Genomic DNA, 20,244 nt, shown 5'->3' with positions numbered 1-20,244 from the left:
GGTATTTCCCACCGAACGCTACCGTCAGGCCGTATCCTGATCTGAGGCGTTGCGAGTTGTAGGAGGCCACAGGTGACAGAAGAGTTCCCCACGTCGTTCTCAGACCCCACCCAGCCGCCGCTGCCTGATGCGGTCCCGCCATGGCTTCGCGCGATCACACAGCGGGCTCGCGACGGTGGTATTCGTCGTCAACTTTCTGATTTATCTCGACGGACACCGCGGCTTGACGACGCCGACGCGACCCGCCCGTCGGCAGTGCTGATGCTTGTGGCTGGCGACCCCACGTACGAGCCCACACCGGGCACACCCTACCCCGAGGATGCCCGGCTGCTCCTGACCCACCGCGCGCCCACGTTGCGGTCGCACTCGGGCCAAATGGCGTTTCCCGGCGGGCGGAAGGACCCCGAGGACGCTACGCCCATCGACACCGCCGTACGGGAAGCCCAGGAGGAAACAGCAGTGCGCCCGGACACAATGTCGGCCCTGGCGGTCCTCCACCCAATACTCATCCCCCGCACGGGAAACGTCGTCTCGCCCGTGTTAGCGTACTGGAACAACCCCACCCACGTTTACCCCGCCAGCCCCGCCGAAGTGGCCGACGTCGTCGCCATACCCTTGGGACATCTGGCGGATCCGTCGATACGAATAACCGTCGGAAGGCAAGGGTGGACCGGGCCCGCCTTTTGGATAGGGGACCTCCTACTTTGGGGTTTTACCGGCGGGTTAGTGGATGGCCTCCTCCGCGAAGCGGGTTGGGAGAAACCATGGAACGCTTCACCTGTGTACGATCTTGCAGAGACGCTTGCTCGGTCGGCGAACAATGAACCGGTGACTCGGTGGCGGAGAAACCCCCAGAAACCATCAACGCCGACAACCCCCAACCACAAGAACTGAGAGACACTGAATGAGCGGATCCACCATTGTGGACATCGTCATTGTGCTCATCGCACTATCGGCGATGCATTCCGGATGGAGACAAGGCGGCGTATCCTCCATCGCCGCGGTCATAGGCGTTCTCATCGGCGGCATGGTCGGCATGTGGGCCGCGCCGTACGCGATGGCCCAAACTGACGACAACAACACCCGATTCCTCTTCGCCCTAGGCATTGCGGTTCTCGCCGTCATTATTGGATACGCCATAGGATCCTCCATTGGCATTGCGCTGCGCAACATGATCCGCACCCGGGCCGTGTACAAGGCCGACGCGGCCGTCGGGGCCGTTGTGCAGGTCTTCACCGCGATCGTCGTCGTGTGGATGATTGCTGTGCCCGTGGTGTCCGTGTCCACGGGGGACTTCTCCAAAGCGCTCCGCAACTCCAAGGTTTTGGGGGCGGTGGACTCCCTGGCACCGCAACAGGTGAACAACTGGGGCAGCCGGGTAGGCATGTTCCTCAACCAGAACGGCATGCCGACGCTGACCGATCCGTTCGGTGAGCTACCGAACAAGGATGTTCCCGCACCGGCGGATTCAGTCTTGTCCACTCAACGCTTGAACGAAATCCGGCCGTCGATTGTTCAAGTCTTATCGACGGCACAGCAGTGCCGAAAAATGCTGGAAGGCAGTGGTTTTGTTATCGCTCCGGACACTGTGGTGACCAACGCCCACGTGGTTGCCGGATCGAATGAGGTCAAACTGCGGACAGTCAACGGTGAGGACGTGGCCACCGTCACGTATTTCAACCCTGATAAAGATATCGCGGTCCTGCACGCCGTGGATTTGGGATTAAACCCCCTGGCGCTAGACAACGTGCCCGCCACCACGGGGTCAGATGCGGCAGTCCTCGGGTACCCCTTGGGCGGGCCGTTCGATGTGGAAAACGCGCGCGTCCGTGACCGTTTGACCATCGACGGGCCCAATATTTATTCCACCGATCGGGTTCAGCGCGAAGCCTATACGCTGCGCGGATTGGTCCGCGAGGGTAACTCTGGTGGGCCCGTTGTCGATGGCGATGGTGAAGTCCTCGGGCTTATCTTCGGCGCCGGGGTGGATGATCAAGACACCGGATACGCGCTGACCAACCATGAGCTTATGGAATCGTTGGGATCGGTGGAAAACGTACAGAACTTGCGGTCCGCGGTGGACACGAAGTCGTGCGTGGCTAAGTAGGTTACGCTTTCTCCACGGCCAGCACAGCATCGCGCACCGCGTGGGGCGCCTCCATGTGGACATAATGCCCCGCGCCGGGAACGACGGTGACGTGGTCGGCGTCGGCAATAGTCTCGCGAGCTGTCTTCGACGCCGTGATCAGAGGATCCTCGGCACCGTGGAGAACGCGCACAGCCGGGGGTGTCGAGCACTCAATTTCATTCCAGCCGGACCAATCGGCCAGAACGGTTTGCGCTGTTCCGCGGGGCATTGTCGCCACCGCGGCCTTCCGGTGGCGCAGGCACGCGTAATAAGCGACGCGCTCGACGCCCATCGCGAAGCGTCGAATCGCAAGATACTCGTCGAAACTGTCGGAGTACCGGAACGCGGAGCCGGCTAGATGGGCGACGATCTGCTCAAGGAACAAGCTGTGGTCGGCTTTCAACCAGCGCTCACCCAGCCGCGGGAAACGAGTGGCCATGCCCAGCGTGATGCGGTCACGGTGCCGGATCGGGTGGCGGGTGACGACGTCGACGTTTTGACGCGGATGCGACGGGTTGAGGGCCACCACACGCTTAATGCGCTGCGGCTCGGTCAGGCCAGCGATCACCGCTGCAGGCACGCTCTCTCCGTGGGCGACCACAGTTGCCGACGTATGACCCAGCGCAAGGACTAGGCCGGCGATGTCTAGCGCCGTTGTGCCCAGGTCGTAGCCGTGAGGGGGTTTGTCAGAGAGCCCATAGCCGCGGAGATCCATGGCGACGGCGTGGTGATCCTCCGCGAGCAAGGGGGGGGCAGATTGCCAGTCGAACCATCCGCCAGCGAAACCGTGAACTAGCAGCACTAATGGGGCGTCGGGGCTTCCGCTGTCTGCGCAGTGAATGCGAACTCCCCGGCTGTGGTACAGGTGATGGGTCCACGGGCCATCGAGTTCAATGGCGGAGGGGTTCGTCGGGCGTTGAGGCACACACCAGGTTTACCAAATCATGAGGTTCGACGGTAGACGGAACCAAAAACCGACAATGCAGCGGGGCATCGTCGGCGGGGTGGTGTCGACGTGGATGGACCCACGTCGGTGCTGAGTGTTTCTAGCGTTTAGCTGTAGAGGCCTTCAGCAGTTTCGACGTTCTTTGAGCTCGCAGTCTTGGAGGAACCCGAGTTGGATGAACCGCTGGGGACCACCTCGGGGAGTTTGCCGAAGGAGTCGATGGTTGCTTCTGGCTTCTTCACCTGCTTGACCTGCTTGAGCCCGATGAGCGCGAAAATGCCCGCGAGCAGGAGCATTCCGGCGAAGACGATGGTGAATGCTGCCCAGCGGTAGAGCCAGATGTCAAGCACCTCTGCCAGGGTGAAGAAGAGGAAGAACGCGCTGAAGAAAGCGATAATGCCGGCCACGGCGAACATTGCTCCACCGATGGCGCCCTTCTTTACCGACTGCGTGAGTTCTGCTTTGGCGAGCTCAATTTCGGTGCGGACGAGGGTGGTGATCTGGCCGGACGCGTCCTTGACCAGGCGATTAATGCTACCTTGGCCTGCTGCGTGAGTATCGGCATCGCGGAGAGGGATACTGCCTACCTCGGGGAAAACCGAGTCTGAGCTATCGGTGTACAAGCCATTTTTGTTCGTGGAGCTCACGGGCATCCTCCTGCGCATTAAAACATGGGGAAATCAAAACTTTCTCACCCAATTGTGCCATGCGCTAGGGAAAATAGCGATTGAGGCCGTATTAAGAAATCCTGAACAGAAAAGTTTGTACATTGTTGGGCTTGTTAAAGGATTTAATAGCTCTAACGGGGGTGGATCGAGGCAATAGTGACTGATGAAACGGGCATTGTTTGATTCGACGTCTGTGGGGACGAATTTCCAGACAGGGGTGGCGATTGTTTTCTTCATGTCCGGGTGGAGGGTAAACGGGGGCATTGTCAGTGGTGAGCGCGATTTTCCGCATCAGGGCGGGGGTATTTAGAAAAGGTGTTGCATTCTGCGCCTTTGATGTGCCAAAATTGTGAGCGCAGGGCCCCCTCCCTTGAAGGGTGAGGAGCGTGGCCCGCCCCGGCCATCCCCCCGAGCCGGGTAAGACGGCCCGCATCGATCCCCCCTGATGCGGGCCGTCGCTCTATATCTGTAGGCCGTGGGCATGGGATTCCCGTAGGCGGCTGTTACGCATTTTTGTGGGTCGCTGCTCCTCGTTGAACCGGTGCTCTGTAGTGTGCGCGCTAAAACTGTGGATAACTTTTTTTATCCACAATGACGGTGGTGTGCAGCCTCTTTTCCAAGACGTTTCGTCACCGTTTTTGCCACGATTGCCCCATGTCCTCGAAAGAACTTGTGTCCTTGGTGGCGGACCCCCACTTGTTATCAGAAGTCGAACAATGTGCGGCTGTTCTGGGCTTTTCGCTTATCGACGGCCTGATGGACGCGTCGTTGGCGTCCCGATGGCGCAGTGCCGACGCAGTGGTGGCGGATTGCGTGGGCCTGGACGAGGTGTCGTCATTAGCGCTCCCTCCCCGGCGTGGTGTGTTTGTGGTGTGCGCGGGCACTCCACCTTGGGAGCGAGGTGTGCAGGTGGGTGCCGAGGACGTCATGGTGTTGCCCGCGCGGTCGGGCGACTTGGTGGAGGCATTGTCGACGCGATGCTCCCGAGGTGCCGGGTCGGGCGGTTGTACAGCGGTGGTCTCGGCCGTCGGTGGCGCAGGTGGAAGCACTGTTGCGGCCGGTCTGGCGTTGTCGTGGGCTCGATCAGGGCGTGGTTCCGTGCTGGTGGACGCTAATTGTGTGTCCGGTGCGGACGACGTCCTCCTCGGCGTAGAAAGTGAGCCGGGCATGAGGTGGGGTGATGTGAGCGTGCGAGGGTGGGAAAACGGTGGGGTCGATGGGCGTGCGGTGGCGGCGAATATCCCCGCGACCCCAGTGGGTGTGGGTGTGTTGTCGGTGGGGCGCGGTGCTCCGGCGGCCGTGGAGTGGAATCAGCGAGGGGCATTGGTGCAGCGTGTGGCCGCTTCGCTCGTTCGTGAGGGCCTATCAGTGGTGGTGGATGTGTCGGGCGCGACGTGGTGGGACGCTGCAGACTTCACTGGCTGCGATTGTGTTTTTGTGGTCGTCCCTGCGACATTGCGTGGTTTAGGCGGGGCAGTGCGCTGGTCGAGGGTGGCGCGCCAGGGCGGTGCGGACCCGGTGGCTGTGGTGAAGCATGAGGTGGTCTCGTCGGTGGGGGTCAAAGACGTTGAATCTGTGACGTCGATGCCGGTGGTGGCTGAGTTCACGTCCGAGAAAAAGATCGCGAAGGAAATCGAGGAGACGGGGCTTCGGCTGTGTGGGCGGTCGAGTTTCGCGCGCATGGTGTCTGGGCTACGTGAGATCGCGGATGGCTACATAAAGAACGGCATGCCATCGTTGCCAGTCGATCAGTGCGCCATAAGTAGTGCTCACAGCCGTGCCGCGAATATGGGGAAGTTGGCAGCATGAGCAGGGTTCGAAGTTTTGTGCAGTCATGTCATTCGGGCGCGGATAATTCGGCTGCTCACACCGACGACGTCCTGGCACACGCAGGGGCGTCGGCACAGACAGGAGCCTCGGCGCAGGCAGGAGCAGTGAGTGACCGAATCCGCATGAGGCTTGCGCAGGGCAATGGCGATACGTCCACGTCGGCAATTGCCTCGGCGGTACGGGCGGAATATCCGGGCATCGGGATGTCGGGCGTCGTGCAAGAGGTTCGTCGGATTCGTGGGGAGATCCACGGTGCCGGGCCGGTGGAGCCGCTGCTGGATCTGCCGGATGTGACAGACGTACTGGTCAACGGGGCCTCGGAGGTGTGGGTTGATGGCCCAGCCGGTTTGTGTCGTGTGGATTCCCCCTTCCTCGACGACGACCACGTGCGGGCGACAGCCGTTCGTTTAGCAGCCGCGTGTGGGCGCCGCCTGGATGACGCGTCGCCATATGCGGATGGTTTTTATCGACGCGACGCTGCCGGCGGGAGCGTTCGCGTTCATGCCGTCTTACCGCCTGTCGTTGAACATCCGTGTTTGTCGCTGCGCGTGTTGGGGACGGCCTCAACCAGCCTGGATGATCTTGTGCGCAGTGGCAGCGTGCCGCCCGATATGGCCGACGAGTTGCGCTCGTTGGTGCGCAGCCGTCAGGCGTTTGTGGTCTCTGGCGGGACGGGCGCAGGCAAGACGACGCTGCTGTCCGCCCTGCTTGCGGAAGTCTCGCCGGACGAGCGGATCGTGTGCGTGGAGGACACCCGTGAGCTGCATCCCCTGCATCCGCATGTTGTCGCGTTGACGACGACATCGCCCAATGTGGAAGGGCAGGGGGAGATCACGTTGCGCGACGTGGTCAAGCAGACGTTGCGGATGAGGCCGGATCGGATCGTGGTGGGTGAGATCCGCGGCGCCGAGATTCAGGAACTTTTCGCGGCTTTAAACACTGGCCACGACGGGGGTTGCGGAACGATTCATGCGAACGGGCCGGAGGAAATTCCGGCGCGCTGCGAGGCCCTGGGGGCGATGGCGGGGATGTCTCCGGAGTCGGTAAGAACACAATTCCGCGCCGCGATTCGGGTTGTTGTCCACGTTGAGCGGGCCCCGTCGCGTCGTCTCGCGAGCGTGGGAGTGGTGCCGCCAGTAGGGATGAATTCCTCCCCAACCGACGGGAAGGAGAACGACAAACAACCGCTGTATCCAGGTGTTTCATCGTCTGGAGTGGTGATGGTGTGGACTGCGGATGGTGGCCGCACCGATGCATGGCCATGGTGGGAGCGCGTCGTGCGAGGTGGTGCGCGATGATCCCGTTGGGTGTGCCGCTGTCGTGTGTGATCGCGGTGGTGGAGGGCCAGCGAGCCCGCAGTGATAAGCGAGGTCGTACCAACCAGCGTCGGACGGTTGCTCACTGGGCGCAGGCCAGCAGCATGATCGCGAGTGAGCTCCTGGCCGGTGCAAGGCCCTTGGTAGCGGTTCGTCACGTTGCCGACGAAATGGACGGCGTGGATGGCATGGAAGGCCAGGTCGCGTGCGAGCTTCGCGCGATGGTGAACCATTGTGCCTGGTTGGGCGCTCCGTGCGCTCCGTTGAGCACGTGGTCCTGCGAGCCGGATCAGGTCGGGCGGCAGGCGATCGCCCGGGCATGGTTGGTATCTCACCGCACTGGGGTGCCTTTAGCGGAGGTCATGCAGGCCACGGCGGCAGATCTCCAGGCGAAGCTCCATCACCAGGAGCGGGCCGAAGCATCGTTGGCGGGCCCTCGAGCATCGACCCGCGTGCTGATGTTTCTACCGCTCGTCGGAGTGACAATGGGCCAGTCGATGGGTGCGGGTTCCATTCAGTTTTTATTGACGACGCAGCTCGGCGGCCTGTTGCTCCTGGTGGGGGTTGTTTTGGAGGTCGTGGGGCTGGAGTGGTCCCGCGCGCTCATGGCGAAGGCGGTGGCGGTGTGACGGCGGCGAAGAAGAACGTCGGGAGTGCGGGCCCTGCGGGGGCCATGTTAAATGCGGCCGCCGATTTGGACCTGGTGAAAGCGTGTTTGTCGTGTGGTCTTCCGGTAGGCGCAGCGGTGGGGGCGGTGGCCGATGGCGGGTCCCAATTTGTTGACGTCTGGAAGGGCACGGCAAACCGGTTAACGATGGGGGTGGATTCCGACCTCACCTGGGCATTGTGTGCTGAGAATGAGGTGCTCGGTGATTTTGCTCGGCGTGTGCGTCGAAGTGCCCGGTCGGGTACTCGGTTAGCGGCCGATATCGGTGCGTTGTCGATGCAGATGCGGCATCGGGCGACGGATCAGGCGGTAGCGGAGGCGGAGAAAGCCAGCGTGTATGTGGCGCTGCCGTTGAGCTTCTGTTTCCTTCCGGCCTTTATAGCGGTGGGGCTAGTTCCTATTGCTATCGGACTGTTATCGGGGTTGTCATGACGACGGGGAGCTTCATAATTCAGGTGGCGATAGGTGGCCGTAGTCCACCGCAGTATTTCATCTGCTGGTTCTCCTCTGTTTTATTTCTTGAGGTTATTTCTCAATCAAGGTTTATTTCTCCATATTCATTGACCTGGCGTTTTAGGCCTCACTGTTGTGGTGTGGCCTGTCATCCGCCATCTTTTCGAAAGGACTCATCATGACTTGTGCAGTACCTACCCACGCAGTACCTACTAATCCGATTGCTGAGCAGCACACATCAACGGACACTGACGCTCAGCTCTCCTCACGATCCGTCGATACTTCTCCCGCGGATGACATTTCTATCTCGGATAACAAGAACACATCCGAGCCCTCGCCCATGAGGTGGTGGGACCGGGCCCGCGCGGCGCTGTTTAACGAGCGTGGCATGGCCACCTTGGAATACGCCTTGGTGTGCGTGGCTGCTGCCGCATTTGCCGGGCTGCTCTACGTCATCGTCTCAGGCGGCGAGGTAGAAAATGCCCTCAAAGGAATCATCGAAGATGCTCTGAACAGCAAAAAGAAGTGAACCGGGCATCGTTAAGTTCACGGCTTGCCGACGACACTATGTCGGTCTCCTCCGGCCCATGCATCGTGGAGAACAACGACACTGATTCTGACGCTCCTCCACCCAACGCCACGGCGTCGTGGTGGGCGAGGGGAAGCGTCACTATCGAAGCCGCGTTCGCGATCTCCATGGTGCTCGTCGTCGTGGGAATGGTCATCGTGGGGGTCATGGCCGTGACGAATCAGGTAGCTGCAACGGAAGCGTCGGCAAATGCGGCACGTGCCATCGCACGAGGAGAAAACCGTTCTGAAGTCGAATAACACATGACTAGCGTGGTGAAAAACTCGACCATGACGGTGACGACGACACCAGGTGCGGGAGGCCAGCCTGGCTTCGTGAAAGTAACGGTGACAGTGAAGAACCCGCTGAAAGATGCGGAGTCGACGTCGGTAGCCGTGAACGAAGAGAACATCGGAAGCTCCGGTGACGCCGGCTAATCCGGTTAAGCGCAACTGATCGCGGTCAGTGGGCGTACTAGATGCGTGAGTGCGAATAACTAGGGCCTTAACGACAGGCACAACATGGAGGGGGAAGGCAACGTGGGTACGAGTGAATTCTGGTGTCGGGGGTCGATGACCATCGTGGGAGCGGTGGTGTGCACACTAATCATCGGTGTTTTCGGGACGCTGGTCGCTGTTGGGGCCAAAGTAGTCGATTCCAGAAAAGCTGATAGGGCAGCGGATTTATCCGCACTCGCGGCGGCTTATGTATTACAAGAAACTATTGCTGACGGTTACCACGCCATCGCCACCGCAGCACCGATAAACCCCGATCCGGAAGACGTGGCATCGAATCCCGGCCCGGAAAACGTGGCACCCGAATTCTCAACAGCGAGTACAACGTCAACGCCGTCCGCGGTGGCCCCATTGCCAGAGTCCTCTGGGGCCTGTGCATTGGCCAAGCAGGTCGCCGCAGAAAATGACGCCTCGCTGCGCTCATGCACGCTTGAGGGCGAAGGCGTCATCGTGTCTGTCGAGGTATCGGGAGCGCACTCACCATTCACGGCCACCGCGAGTGCCCGCGCCGGGCCAGCATAAGCAGGATGCCCGCAGAAGCAGGGGCGTGGTAAGGCGCATACTCACCGGCTGGCGTTCGCACGCCCATGGCGACGGGTTCTCGCTAGCACCCTCACTCACCCCAGCGACTCCAATCCTCGGAGCACCCGCACAGCGCCGGTCTTATCCAGAGGCTCGTTTCCATTCCCACATTTGGGCGACTGAACGCAGGAAGGACACCCATTTTCACACTCACAATGGGCGACAGCCTCCGCTGTTGCTGTAATCCACTCGTGGAAGCGTCGGTACCCGCACTCGGCGAAACCCGCCCCGCCCGGGTAGCCGTCGTACACGAACACCGTCGGCAAGCCTGTGTCTTGGTGCAGCGCAGTGGACACGCCACCGATGTCCCACCGGTCGCACGTCGCGATCAAAGGCAACATTCCGATGGCAGCGTGTTCGGCGGCATGCAATGACCCCGGCCAGTCCCGTTCCTCCACACCCCACCGCCGAAGTGTGGATGGCTCCACCGTGTACGCGACGGCCGTCGTCGTCAATGTTTGTTCAGGCAGATCAAGGGATACGACATCGAGGACCTCACCACTGGGCATCCGCCGCATGTAGTCAACAACCTGGTGAGTGACCTCAACCTCGACAAAAGCCAACCACACGCCATCACCCAACTCGTGGGAAGAAAGAGTAGAAAGAACGCGAATGTTGGTGTTCTCTCGAGCCCAGGTCGTCCACGCGGGAGCCTCGCGGTGAACCAGAGCCAGACCATCGTCCACACTGAGATCATCGACGACATAACTATCGCCCTGGTGCAAATACACAGCGCCGGTGTGCGTCTGGCTCATGGCTCGGCCCTGGTCGATCACGCCCACCAGCCGACCGGTATCGCCCTCCACAATGGCGACGTCACCCCCATCGTCGCCGCGGATACTCACCACCGAATGCGCGTTCACCGGCGAAATATCGGGAGGGAGGAGAGCGCCCAAACCGGCTGTCTCAGCCCCACGGGTCTCAGCGTCATCCGGCGAGCTCAACGCCTCAATCGGTCTCTCCACCGCAAACCAGCCACGCCGCCGCCGGCGCAACAGGCCAGCGTCGCACAAATACTCGGCGCTCGACCAGGCACCCCACTGATCAATCTCCTCATCGGTCAGCGGACGTTCCACCGCCGCGCAATACAAATGAGGCACCATCACATACGGATTGTGCGGGTTAAACACCGTTTGCTCCACCGGAGACCCCAACAACACCTCAGGATGATGAACAAGATACGTATCCATCGGCTCATCGCGGGCAATCAGCGTGACCAGCGACCCCTGCCCGCGCCGCCCAGCACGCCCCGCCTGCTGCCAAAACGACGCGATCGTCCCCGGATAACCGCAGGCTACGACACAATCTAAGCCACCAATGTCCACCCCGAGCTCCAAGGCATTGGTGGTCGCCACCCCCAGCAGCTTTCCATTGTCCAAATCGTGTTCCAGCTTCCTGCGGTCCTCCGCGAGGTAGCCAGCACGATAAGCAGCTATCCTCGCACCATCCTCGGGGCGTCCCAACCGCCCCAGTGCCTCCGACGCCCGGGCAGCGACCGTCTCAGCCGACCGACGCGACCGCACAAATGTCAAGGTCCGCGCACCCTGCGCAACCAGGTTCGCCATCACATCCGCAGCCTCCTGAGTCGCGGGTTTGCGGACGGGCGCTCCATGTTCGCCCTCTATGTCGGGAAGGAAACTCGGCTCCCACAACACCACCGTCCGCTCGCCGGCGGGAGAAGCGTCGTCAGTGACCTCCACGAAACCATCAGCATTATGACCACACAGCCGAGACGCATGAACCGCCGGTCGCGACGCCGTCGCACTAGCCATCACAAACACTGGAGAAGCGCCATACGCCCTGGCCAGGCGGTCAAGACGTCGCAAAACAAGAGAAACATGGGCGCCAAACATCCCGCGATACGCATGACACTCATCCACTACGATGTACCGTAGGTTGCGCAACAATCGCCCCCACCGCGCATGCGCACCCAGCACCGACAGCTGCACCATATCCGGGTTGGTGAAAACCCACTTCACACTATCTCGAATCGCGCGCCGGGCCTCGGGCGGGGTATCGCCGTCATACCCACCGACACTGACACCGCGGAGGGAACCAACCTCGCGCGTCATCCCCGCCACATGAGCCAGCTGATCATTCGCAAGCGCCTTCGTCGGGGTCAAATATAGGGCGGTCGCGTTCTTTTCCTCAGCAAGAGTGGTCAGAATCGGCATCTGGTAGCCCAGAGACTTTCCCGACGAGGTTCCCGTGGCTATCACCGTGTCATGGCCCTCCCACAAAGCATTGGCGACGCGCACCTGGTGGGCCCACGGCTGCGCAATGCCCTGGTCAACGAGGTGGTCGCGGAAATCCCGGGGCAGCCACGACGGCCAAACCCCATGCCGGCCCTTACGTGCCGGAAGCGTCTCGGTGTGTAGGATCTCGAAGCGAGGAAACGTTGTGCGGATACTCTCCAGGAGCTCCTCGCCGAAACTTTTAGGGTGTGTTACCACTGCTGTGCGCTACGCCTCGTGCTGCTTGATGAAGCTAATGGCCGGAATCAGGTTGTGGGGGAAGTAGTAGTTGTAACTATGGACCGATCCACCCTCGCTGCGGCTGGGTTCCTGGGCAATAACGTTGGCGATCGTCGGGGGATCGAGCTTAGAAATGATCGCGGGGATATCTATCTGTCCTCTAAGCAGGGCGACGTCCGCCGCTTGGTCACCCAGAACGTGGTGGAGTAATTCAGGCGCCGATGCTGACGTATCGCACGCAAAGTCCTTGGCATCACAGATTTCCATGACTTTGCTTGATTGGTCGCCATAATCTAGTGGCTTGAAAAGAGGTTTGTCGTTTAGCGGAGCGGTTCCAATGTTAGTAACCCCATGAGTTTGCCGAACGGGGTTACCTTGCATGACTGAGGACCCAAGCTGTTCTTTGCTAATGGGGCCATTCCCCTGCGCAATGGAATTGACGAGGTGAGCAGCAACATCGGCCCCCTCAGAATATCCGTAGAAATGGAAGCGCGTGTGCGGGCATTGGGAGTCAATTTTTTTAATAAGCTTCTTCGCCTGCGATATTCCGCTATCTCGCGTTTCCCGGTAGGTCTCCAGATTGGTGGTTAAGACGGAATCGTAGGGCAGCGTATACACCTTGTTATTCGCATGTGATAGCCCGAAATACTGCGGAATATCCGTGTAATGAGGAAGCTCTGCCGGATACAGGCTGGAGTTTGAACCCATGGGCGCCATGTAGATAGTTGCGTTCGCGGGACATGAATTCGACAGCGAGGTCGGGAGGGTGGGCTGAGCAGCTGCGGTGGCTGAGGATGCAGAAATGACTGCAAGACCCGTAATGGCTACTGATGTGACCGAGACTGCAATCCGCCTGAGCGAGGGGAGCAAGGGACTACCTTTCATTAGCACGACAATCGTCGTTGAACTGCGGCACGATGATGTGGACTACACCGATGCGCGCATGACATCGACGCACGCTGCACCGATGTTCGAGCTACATCTTAGTGCTACGAAGCGACCACTTTGTTTCATGGGGCCGTGGCGTAGCAGCCCCGCTAGGGAAACCGTGCGGCCTCAAGCCTTTCGACCACTAGTCCTTGAAATACTCGGATACGATGTCCGCAGCGTCGGCCGCGTTCCCGCCCAGGACACCGTGGCTGTAACCCTTGAAGGTGTGCAAAGTGCCGCCCATGGCGTCACGCATCTCGGGAGCGCCGTGAGGTGTCACCGCCGTGTCCTTGTCGTAGCCCAGGTTGAGCGGTTTGACGGCCAATTTATCCCCATTGACCTTCATGATCGGTTTGTTATGGGGCCACCCGTCGCATTCCTGCCCGCTGGCGATCATTTGGTCCACGGCGACGAATTGATCCCCACCGGTGTACTGGTTAATCAGCGAAGGAATATATTCACTCCGAGCCGGAGGGTTGGCATTTTCATTGCACATGATGGTTTGGTTCACCAACCCCATTTGGATTTGCTGCATAAAGATGTTCTTTAGCATCTCATCCTCGGCATCGCTTTCTTCTGAATCAGAGTCATCCGCTTCCTCTGCCTTCTTCTTGGCCATTTCCTCTAACTTGGCCAGTTCAGGTGTTCGCTCCTTTTCCTTCTCCACCAAGATTTCATCGAGCGGCTTGATGGGGTCTGAGGAAGCGCTTTCTGCAATTGCAGCCGCGGTATCTGGCCACGATTGCTGCGAATACAGAGCTTCACCCAGCGGAGAAAGTGCTTGCTGAGCGCCGAATCGCTTCAAAAGGTCAAACGACTCGGTGAATGTGTGCGATCTCCAGTAGACATAGTCGACGGCACTCAACAGCTTGACGGCACTGTCGGCGTAGTCGTCGGGCACGGCGCTCACGTCGTCGCGGTGGGCTGGCGGCGGCGTCAGCGGAGGAGTCACGTTGTATGTCGCTTTAATCACCCGAGTGAAAGATTTGTACACCTCGCGAGGCGTCTTTCCTAAGTGATATTTATCGTCATTCTGAGCAATCCAATCGAAGAAAGCATTCATCGCTTCTTTTCGGATTTTGATGCGGCTCCCACCGAGCCCGAACCATGCGTCATTAGGCGACATGCTGGAATCGAGCACCATTTTGTTGGTGTGCTCGGGGAACAATGTGGCGAAGGTCGCCATGAGAAGGCCCCCGTATGACACCCCGTAAAGATTGAGCTTGTCCTCGCCCAGGGCTTTCCGCGCTTCCTCCAGGTCGCGCGCCGTGTTTTCCGTGGTGATGGTATCGACATACCCGGGCTGCGTACGCTGGCACGCCCGGTACAGGTTGCCCCCACCGGGAACGAGCGATTCCAGTAAGCCTTCGTCACATTCGAGTGGGGTGCCAAAGGTCAGCCCTCGTGGTTCGACGGCAACCAGGTCATAGTGCTCAAGCACGTCGGTAGGCATCTGAATATGCCCGGCACTCTTGTTTTGCGGCGCCTTGTCAGTGAACATCGCGAGCGCGTCGAGCCCCGGTCCACCAATGTTTCCCGCGATAGTGCCCTTTTTGGTTCCCTTCGCCGGGATTTTGCTCATCGTGAGCTCGATCTTTCCGACGTCGGGGTGGGCGTAGTCCTTGGGGACGGTGATGGTGGCGCATTGTGCTCGCTCGACTGTCATGCTGCCGGGCGGGCACGGCCCCCACTTCAGCTTTTGAGCTTCGTGATTGTCCTCGGGCTTCGCCGTATCCGACGTTCCATCCGACGACGGCGCATCCGACGGCATAGCCGGCTCGGTTGCGGAATCCTGCGGTGTGGGATGCGGGTACGGGCCAGCGTGCGCGAGGCCGGGCGCGGAAAGAGTGAGCGTCGCAGCCATCACGGTGGCGGCGATTGTTTTGGATGGGACGGTGCCGGGAAAACCAGGAAAACCAGGTTTCCGGTGCGTGGACCGTCGCTGGTTAAAGCGTGCGTACGGGCTGCGGTGCGTTGTCATAGGGGAGCTTTCGGATAAGGGGGGGGGAGGAGCGGACGGGGAGAGCGCCAGAGCCATTTACTCAGTATGGCTACATTAAGCTCCTTTGAGCATAGTAAAAATAATGGTCAATGGGGAGGGTCTGCGGGTAGATCCGTCCCCAATGAACACAACACCCACCCCGTGACCTGCCTATTTCGTCGGCAATGAGGACCACCGGGATCCACACGTGGCTGCATTGAAATAGATCGAGTACGCTTGGTCTTCGACGATAATCGTTGAGTTTGGTTGTCGTTTTGCTGCACGATAGAAATTGGGTACAAGGTATGGCACAGGGAACTGTGAAGTGGTTCAACGCGGAGAAGGGCTTCGGCTTCATCGCTCCGGAAGACGGCTCGCAGGACGTCTTCGTCCACTACACGGAGATCCAGGGAAGCGGCTTCCGCACCTTGGAGGAGAATCAGAAGGTCGAGTTCGAGATTGGTGAAGGTGCTAAGGGCCCTCAGGCTCAGCAGGTTCGCGCTCTCTAAGAACTCACTAGTAAGTCCTCATCGGATCACTGCCATGACTGATGGCGTGCGATGTCGACTATAAAAATCAGCCCTTCCACTGGTTGTCATCGGTGGAAGGGCTTTTTTACCCCCTTTACGTGGTTTGCATATGTAATTTTGCGTTTGTCTATAGTGCATGGTCTAAGGTGGCACGGAAACGCCCAGTTGCGATCGTGGTCAGCTCATGGTGAGTTATGTGGCCTAGCTTTGGTTCGGAGCATTGTGATGGGCTTGTGTGAAGGGAAGGCGAGAACCCAACGTGGCAGCATCTGGTAGCGCCGAAGGAGACGGTGTGAAACGGCTGGTCATTGTGGAGTCGGCGACGAAGGCTCGGAAGATACAGCCGTACCTCGGTTCGGATTACATCGTGGAGGCCTCCGTGGGCCATATCCGCGACCTGCCGAGGGGTGCAGCCGATGTGCCCGCGAAGTATAAGAAGAAACCGTGGGCTCGGTTGGGTGTCGACGTCGAGAACGACTTCGCTCCCCTTTATGTGGTTAACCAGGACAAAAAGAAGAAGGTTGCCGACCTCAAGGCCAAGCTGAAGCAGGTTGATGAGCTGTACCTGGCCACAGACCCCGACCGCGAGGGCGAAGCCATTGCCTGGCACCTTCTGCAGGTGCTGAAGCCCAAGGTGCCGGTCCGCCGCATGGTGTTCCACGAGATCACGAAGCCGGCGATCCTGGAAGCGGCCAAACATACCCGTGAGCTGGATCAGAACCTGGTCAATGCTCAGGAAACCCGCCGTGTGTTGGACCGGTTGTATGGGTACGAGATCTCGCCGGTGTTGTGGAAGAAGGTCATGCCGCGCCTGTCCGCCGGCCGCGTGCAGTCGGTGGCTACGCGCGTCATTGTGGAGCGTGAGCGGGATCGTATCGCTTTTACCTCCGCCGATTATTGGGATTTGACGGGGACGTTTGCTCTTCGTTCGGGTGCCGACGCTGGTACGCCGGGTTCCTCCACCGCGGGCACCGACACCGCGTCCGGCGAACCGCGCTCCTTCCCCGCTCGGTTGGCTGAAATCGATGGTCAGCGCGTCGCCCAGGGCCGGGACTTTAACGACGACGGCCAGCTGACGTCGAAGGCCGTCGCTCTCGACGAAAAAGCCGCCAAGGATCTGGCCGGCCAGCTGTCGGGCGCGGCGATGTCGGTGCGATCCGTCGAGGAGAAACCGTACACGCGCCGCCCGTATCCTCCGTTTATGACGTCGACGCTCCAGCAGGAGGCCGGCCGCAAGCTGCATTACACCTCTGAGCGGACGATGCGCATCGCGCAGCGCTTGTATGAGAACGGCCACATTACGTATATGCGTACGGACTCGACGACATTGTCGGAGTCCGGCATTAATGCTGCTCGCGCGCAGGCCAGAGAGCTGTACGGTGCGAAGTACGTCGCGAGTGCCCCGCGTCAGTATTCCCGCAAAGTGAAGAACTCGCAGGAGGCTCACGAGGCTATTCGCCCTGCTGGTGAGTCTTTCGCCACTCCGGGCCAGTTGGGCGGTCAGCTGGACGCGGAGGAATTCAAGCTCTACGAGCTGATTTGGCAGCGGACGGTCGCGTCGCAAATGGCCGACGCGAAAGGCACGTCGATGAAGGTGTTCGTCGCGGGCGAGTCCACGGACGGCCGCGATTGCGTCTTCACGGCGACGGGCCGCACCATCACTTTCCCCGGTTTCTTGAAGGCCTACGTGGAGGTATCTCGCACTGCCGACGGCCGCAATGTTGCCGACGACGCGGAGAAGCGGTTGCCTGTCTTGTCTGAGGGCCAGGGTCTGACCGCCACCGACGTTGAGGCCGATGGCCACTCGACCACTCCGCCGGCTCGTTACACTGAGGCGAGCTTGGTGAAGAAGATGGAGGACCTGGGGATCGGCCGCCCGTCGACGTATGCGTCGATTATTAAGACGATCCAGGATCGCGGCTACGTGTATTCGCGTGGTAACGCGCTGGTGCCGTCGTGGGTGGCGTTCGCCGTCGTCGGGCTCCTGGAGCAGAATTTTGGCTCGCTGATTGATTACGATTTCACGTCGTCAATGGAGGATGTGTTGGACTCTATCGCGAATGGTTCTGAGGATCGTTCGCACTGGTTAGAGGGCTTCTATTATGGCGACGACGGTGCGTCGAGCGCGAAGGCAGAGACGATTGCCCGCCTGGGTGGTTTGAAGCACCTTGTCGGCGGCAACCTGGAGACCATTGATGCCCGCGCGGTGAACTCGCTTCATATGTTTGATGACGAGGATGGCAATCCCATTGTTGTGCGCGTAGGCCGTTATGGGCCGTACTTGGAGCGCACGCGCGCGGGTAGTGATGAGCCCCAGCGGGCTAATCTGCCTGACACAGTGACCCCGGATGAGCTGGACCTTGCGTTGGCAGAAAAGCTTTTAGCGACGCCACCGACGGGGCGTGAGCTCGGGGAGAACCCCGATAATGGCCGGATGGTTGTGGCGAAAGAGGGCCGGTATGGTCCGTACGTCACGGAACTTGTTCGCGATGATGAGCGGGAGAAGGCCGAGGCGAAAGCCTTGGAGACCGTGGACGCCGAGTGGGATGCCGACGACGAGGCCCGCAAGGCGGAGGGCAAGAAGCCGCTGAACCGTGAGACGAAAACGGCGGCGAAGAAGCGCGAGAAGCGCGTCAACGAACTGGTCACGGAGATGCTGAAGCCGAAGACGGCGTCGTTGTTTAGTGGCATGGAGCCCTCCACGGTGACGCTGGATGAGGCTTTGAAACTGATGAGTTTGCCCCGCGAAGTCGGTGTGGATCCGTCGGACGGTGAGGTTATTACTGCTCAGAATGGGCGGTACGGTCCGTACTTGAAGAAGGGGACAGATTCGCGTTCCTTGGCTGATGAGGAGCAGATTTTCACTGTTACTCTCGACGAGGCGCGCCGTATTTATGCCGAGCCGAAGCGCCGTGGGCGTGCCGCGGCGAAACCTCCGCTGAAGCAGCTGGGCGATAATGACGTGTCGGGCAAGCCGATGACCGTCAAGGAGGGCCGTTTTGGCCCGTATGTGACGGATGGCGAGACCAACGCAAGCTTGCGCCGTGGGGATACGCCCGAGGCCATGACGGACGCCCGGGCATGCGAGTTGTTGTCGGAGCGACGTGCCAAGGAAGCCGCTAATGGTGGCGCGAAGAAGAAGTCTTCGAAGAAAGGCACGAGGAAGTCGACGAAGAAGTCGGGCCGGAAGTCCACCTCTAAGGCGTCCAAGAAAACGTCGAAGAAGTCGACCGCGAAGAAATCAACGACCAAGAAAACGGTGAAGTCGTAGATCCGCAACCGCTAAGGTGAACACCCCGTGTCGTCGGCCAGGGAAGGGAACTCCATGACGCACCGCATGAAGAAGCTCATCTTCGTGATATTTTATCTCGTCCTCGCGTGCGTGACGTTGGCGGGCACCGATAGCTGGACGTCCGGCACAGCATGGTTGGTGTATGTTAGCTTCGCGTTTTTCGTAGCCTACCTCGTACTGGGGTTCTGGGGCTCCCGGTGGGGCGCCGACCCAGACTTCAAACCTGATCTCACCGCCGACGATATTGCGTATATCACCAAGGTGCGGGAGAAGAAAGACCATGTCGCAGCGGTGAAAGCTCTGCGGGAGCGTTACCCGCGGCTGACGCTAACCAACGCTAACGACATGGTGAAATCTCTATGACGTGCACTGCACGGCACGCCCGGAGAGCGCATGGTCGACAAGCTCGTGGCTCGGAGCATTGTCCCGCATGTCGTCGTGGCTGTAGTAGAGGCCGACGCGGCACACGTCTTGGATCATGACGTTCTGCACGGTCGCCCCGGGCCCGGCGGTGAGGTAGCCGGCCCGCGGTGGCGTTGACGCAATGTCGGTTTCGGTGGCAATAACTGTGTAATCGACCCCGGGCTCGGTATCCGGAATGCTGTTCAGGTGCGCAACGACGTCAGAGTCGGTCACTTGCTGCATGGGGGCGGTACCCAGAATGTTGTTGCCTGCGGTGCTCAGTAGTGGGTCGCGGTTCGGCTGGAGAGCGGAAACACCAAGTTCCGTCGTTCCGTGGTTGGTGCCGGATAGGGTAACGACGTGCGAGACCTCCTCGGCCCCGTATTCGTTGAGCATCATGCGGGTGATGGCCCCGCCTTGTGAGTGGGCGACAACATCGACTTTCCCGGCGGCCGCTCCGGCGTCGGTATTGGTGGCGACGTTGTGCACGAAGTCGTGAAGCTGATCAGTGGAGGCATACATGTCTCCCAGCCCACCGGCGGGGTGCGAGGTAACCGCGCCCTTGATCTTCATGGCTTTCCCGCTGATCGAGCTGTTATCTATGCCGTAGGTGAGGGAGTAGACGCAGTAACCGCGGTCGTGCAGGTAGGTTCCTAGTGGTGCCATATCGTGCGCTCCGGCCCACGTTCCGGGGACGAGGACGACCGGGTTGGGGTGCTCGGGTGCGGGCACACAGGTGGGGTCGTTCCCCCAGTCGAACTTTTCGACGGTGGGCGCGCTGCCCAGGTAGTGGGATGGTTCTGGCGTTGTGGTCTGCGCGTCACCGGCGAGTGCAGGTGCCGGAGATACAGAAATTAACGCTGCGGCGAGGGCGCCTGCGACACTGGTCGCAAGGGCATGCGTGAGTGACATGGGGTTTGTCGCTTTCAGGAGAATGGGAGGATGGGAGGCTCGGCCGGTGC

At 60.2% G+C, this 20,244-nt stretch carries 19 protein-coding genes; 13 read left to right on the top strand and 6 right to left on the bottom strand.

Annotated elements, in window-relative coordinates:
• Positions 1-72 precede the first annotated feature (72 nt).
• On the top strand, positions 73-894 hold the full coding sequence (locus KCQ76_RS05420) for an NUDIX hydrolase (protein ID WP_046203278.1): 822 nt from the start codon (positions 73-75) through the stop codon (positions 892-894).
• A 10-nt stretch (positions 895-904) separates the two neighbouring features.
• Positions 905-2,107: a MarP family serine protease gene (locus tag KCQ76_RS05415; protein WP_046203277.1), complete on the top strand. Its 1,203-nt coding sequence runs from the start codon at positions 905-907 to the stop codon at positions 2,105-2,107.
• A 1-nt stretch (position 2,108) separates the two neighbouring features.
• Here the strand turns inward: KCQ76_RS05415 and KCQ76_RS05410 are convergent, their stop codons facing one another.
• Positions 2,109-3,053, bottom strand: coding sequence for an alpha/beta fold hydrolase (locus tag KCQ76_RS05410; RefSeq protein ID WP_052722096.1), 945 nt, complete (start codon positions 3,051-3,053; stop codon positions 2,109-2,111).
• Positions 3,054-3,181: 128 nt separating this feature from the next.
• Positions 3,182-3,721, bottom strand: a complete 540-nt coding sequence (locus tag KCQ76_RS05405; protein ID WP_046203326.1) for a phage holin family protein — start codon at positions 3,719-3,721, stop codon at positions 3,182-3,184.
• A gap of 675 nt (positions 3,722-4,396) precedes the next feature.
• Here KCQ76_RS05405 and ssd point away from each other — a divergent pair.
• The 8 genes from ssd (at position 4,397) to KCQ76_RS05365 (ending at position 9,613) form a co-directional block, all read left to right on the top strand.
• Positions 4,397-5,551 (top strand): septum site-determining protein Ssd, encoded by a 1,155-nt coding sequence (ssd, locus tag KCQ76_RS05400; RefSeq protein ID WP_052722097.1) that lies wholly within the window; start codon positions 4,397-4,399, stop codon positions 5,549-5,551.
• Positions 5,552-5,694: 143 nt separating this feature from the next.
• Positions 5,695-6,870 carry a TadA family conjugal transfer-associated ATPase gene (locus KCQ76_RS05395; RefSeq protein ID WP_373369121.1) on the top strand — a complete coding sequence of 392 codons (1,176 nt, stop codon included), beginning with the start codon at positions 5,695-5,697 and terminating at the stop codon, positions 6,868-6,870.
• Complete coding sequence (locus tag KCQ76_RS05390; protein ID WP_221914811.1) at positions 6,867-7,517, top strand: type II secretion system F family protein; 651 nt, start codon at positions 6,867-6,869, stop codon at positions 7,515-7,517. The genes KCQ76_RS05395 and KCQ76_RS05390 overlap by 4 nt, the downstream gene beginning before the upstream one ends.
• Positions 7,478-7,987, top strand: coding sequence for a type II secretion system F family protein (locus KCQ76_RS05385; protein WP_052722100.1), 510 nt, complete (start codon positions 7,478-7,480; stop codon positions 7,985-7,987). Before KCQ76_RS05390 ends, KCQ76_RS05385 begins: the two co-directional genes overlap by 40 nt.
• 199 nt (positions 7,988-8,186) lie before the next feature.
• Positions 8,187-8,537 carry a DUF4244 domain-containing protein gene (locus KCQ76_RS10805; RefSeq protein ID WP_231725445.1) on the top strand — a complete coding sequence of 117 codons (351 nt, stop codon included), beginning with the start codon at positions 8,187-8,189 and terminating at the stop codon, positions 8,535-8,537.
• Entirely contained in the window at positions 8,534-8,836 is a 303-nt protein-coding gene (locus tag KCQ76_RS05375; protein WP_046203276.1) for a hypothetical protein, read from the top strand. Before KCQ76_RS10805 ends, KCQ76_RS05375 begins: the two co-directional genes overlap by 4 nt.
• Positions 8,837-8,848: 12 nt before the next feature.
• On the top strand, positions 8,849-9,013 hold the full coding sequence (locus tag KCQ76_RS05370) for a hypothetical protein (RefSeq protein WP_160296132.1): 165 nt from the start codon (positions 8,849-8,851) through the stop codon (positions 9,011-9,013).
• Between the two features lie 102 nt (positions 9,014-9,115).
• Positions 9,116-9,613, top strand: a complete 498-nt coding sequence (locus KCQ76_RS05365; protein ID WP_161794644.1) for an Rv3654c family TadE-like protein — start codon at positions 9,116-9,118, stop codon at positions 9,611-9,613.
• A gap of 95 nt (positions 9,614-9,708) precedes the next feature.
• Here KCQ76_RS05365 and KCQ76_RS05360 read toward each other — a convergent pair whose 3' ends face one another.
• From KCQ76_RS05360 to KCQ76_RS05350, 3 genes are all read right to left on the bottom strand, one after another.
• Positions 9,709-12,126, bottom strand: a complete 2,418-nt coding sequence (locus tag KCQ76_RS05360) for a DEAD/DEAH box helicase (RefSeq protein WP_046203274.1) — start codon at positions 12,124-12,126, stop codon at positions 9,709-9,711.
• 9 nt (positions 12,127-12,135) lie between these two features.
• Positions 12,136-13,032, bottom strand: coding sequence for a cutinase family protein (locus tag KCQ76_RS05355; protein ID WP_046203273.1), 897 nt, complete (start codon positions 13,030-13,032; stop codon positions 12,136-12,138).
• 187 nt (positions 13,033-13,219) lie between these two features.
• On the bottom strand, positions 13,220-15,058 hold the full coding sequence (locus KCQ76_RS05350; protein WP_052723087.1) for an alpha/beta fold hydrolase: 1,839 nt from the start codon (positions 15,056-15,058) through the stop codon (positions 13,220-13,222).
• Positions 15,059-15,363: 305 nt separating this feature from the next.
• Here KCQ76_RS05350 and KCQ76_RS05345 point away from each other — a divergent pair, with 305 nt between their 5' ends.
• The 3 genes from KCQ76_RS05345 to KCQ76_RS05335 all read left to right on the top strand — a co-directional run bounded on the left by KCQ76_RS05345 (position 15,364) and on the right by KCQ76_RS05335 (position 19,243).
• Positions 15,364-15,567: a cold-shock protein gene (locus KCQ76_RS05345; RefSeq protein WP_046203272.1), complete on the top strand. Its 204-nt coding sequence runs from the start codon at positions 15,364-15,366 to the stop codon at positions 15,565-15,567.
• A gap of 280 nt (positions 15,568-15,847) precedes the next feature.
• On the top strand, positions 15,848-18,859 hold the full coding sequence (gene topA, locus KCQ76_RS05340) for a type I DNA topoisomerase (RefSeq protein ID WP_221914810.1): 3,012 nt from the start codon (positions 15,848-15,850) through the stop codon (positions 18,857-18,859).
• Between the two features lie 54 nt (positions 18,860-18,913).
• Positions 18,914-19,243: a hypothetical protein gene (locus KCQ76_RS05335; RefSeq protein WP_146003230.1), complete on the top strand. Its 330-nt coding sequence runs from the start codon at positions 18,914-18,916 to the stop codon at positions 19,241-19,243.
• Here KCQ76_RS05335 and KCQ76_RS05330 read toward each other — a convergent pair.
• Positions 19,238-20,194 carry an esterase/lipase family protein gene (locus tag KCQ76_RS05330; protein ID WP_052722102.1) on the bottom strand — a complete coding sequence of 319 codons (957 nt, stop codon included), beginning with the start codon at positions 20,192-20,194 and terminating at the stop codon, positions 19,238-19,240. The two genes, KCQ76_RS05335 and KCQ76_RS05330, sit on opposite strands and share 6 nt — an antisense overlap.
• Between the last annotated feature and the right edge of the window lie 50 nt (positions 20,195-20,244).

Origin of the sequence: Corynebacterium parakroppenstedtii, assembly GCF_019754935.1 — a bacterium.
GTDB lineage: Bacteria > Actinomycetota > Actinomycetes > Mycobacteriales > Mycobacteriaceae > Corynebacterium > Corynebacterium parakroppenstedtii.
Note: the sequence above shows the minus strand (reverse complement) of the source record. Positions and strands in the feature narration are given on the sequence as shown.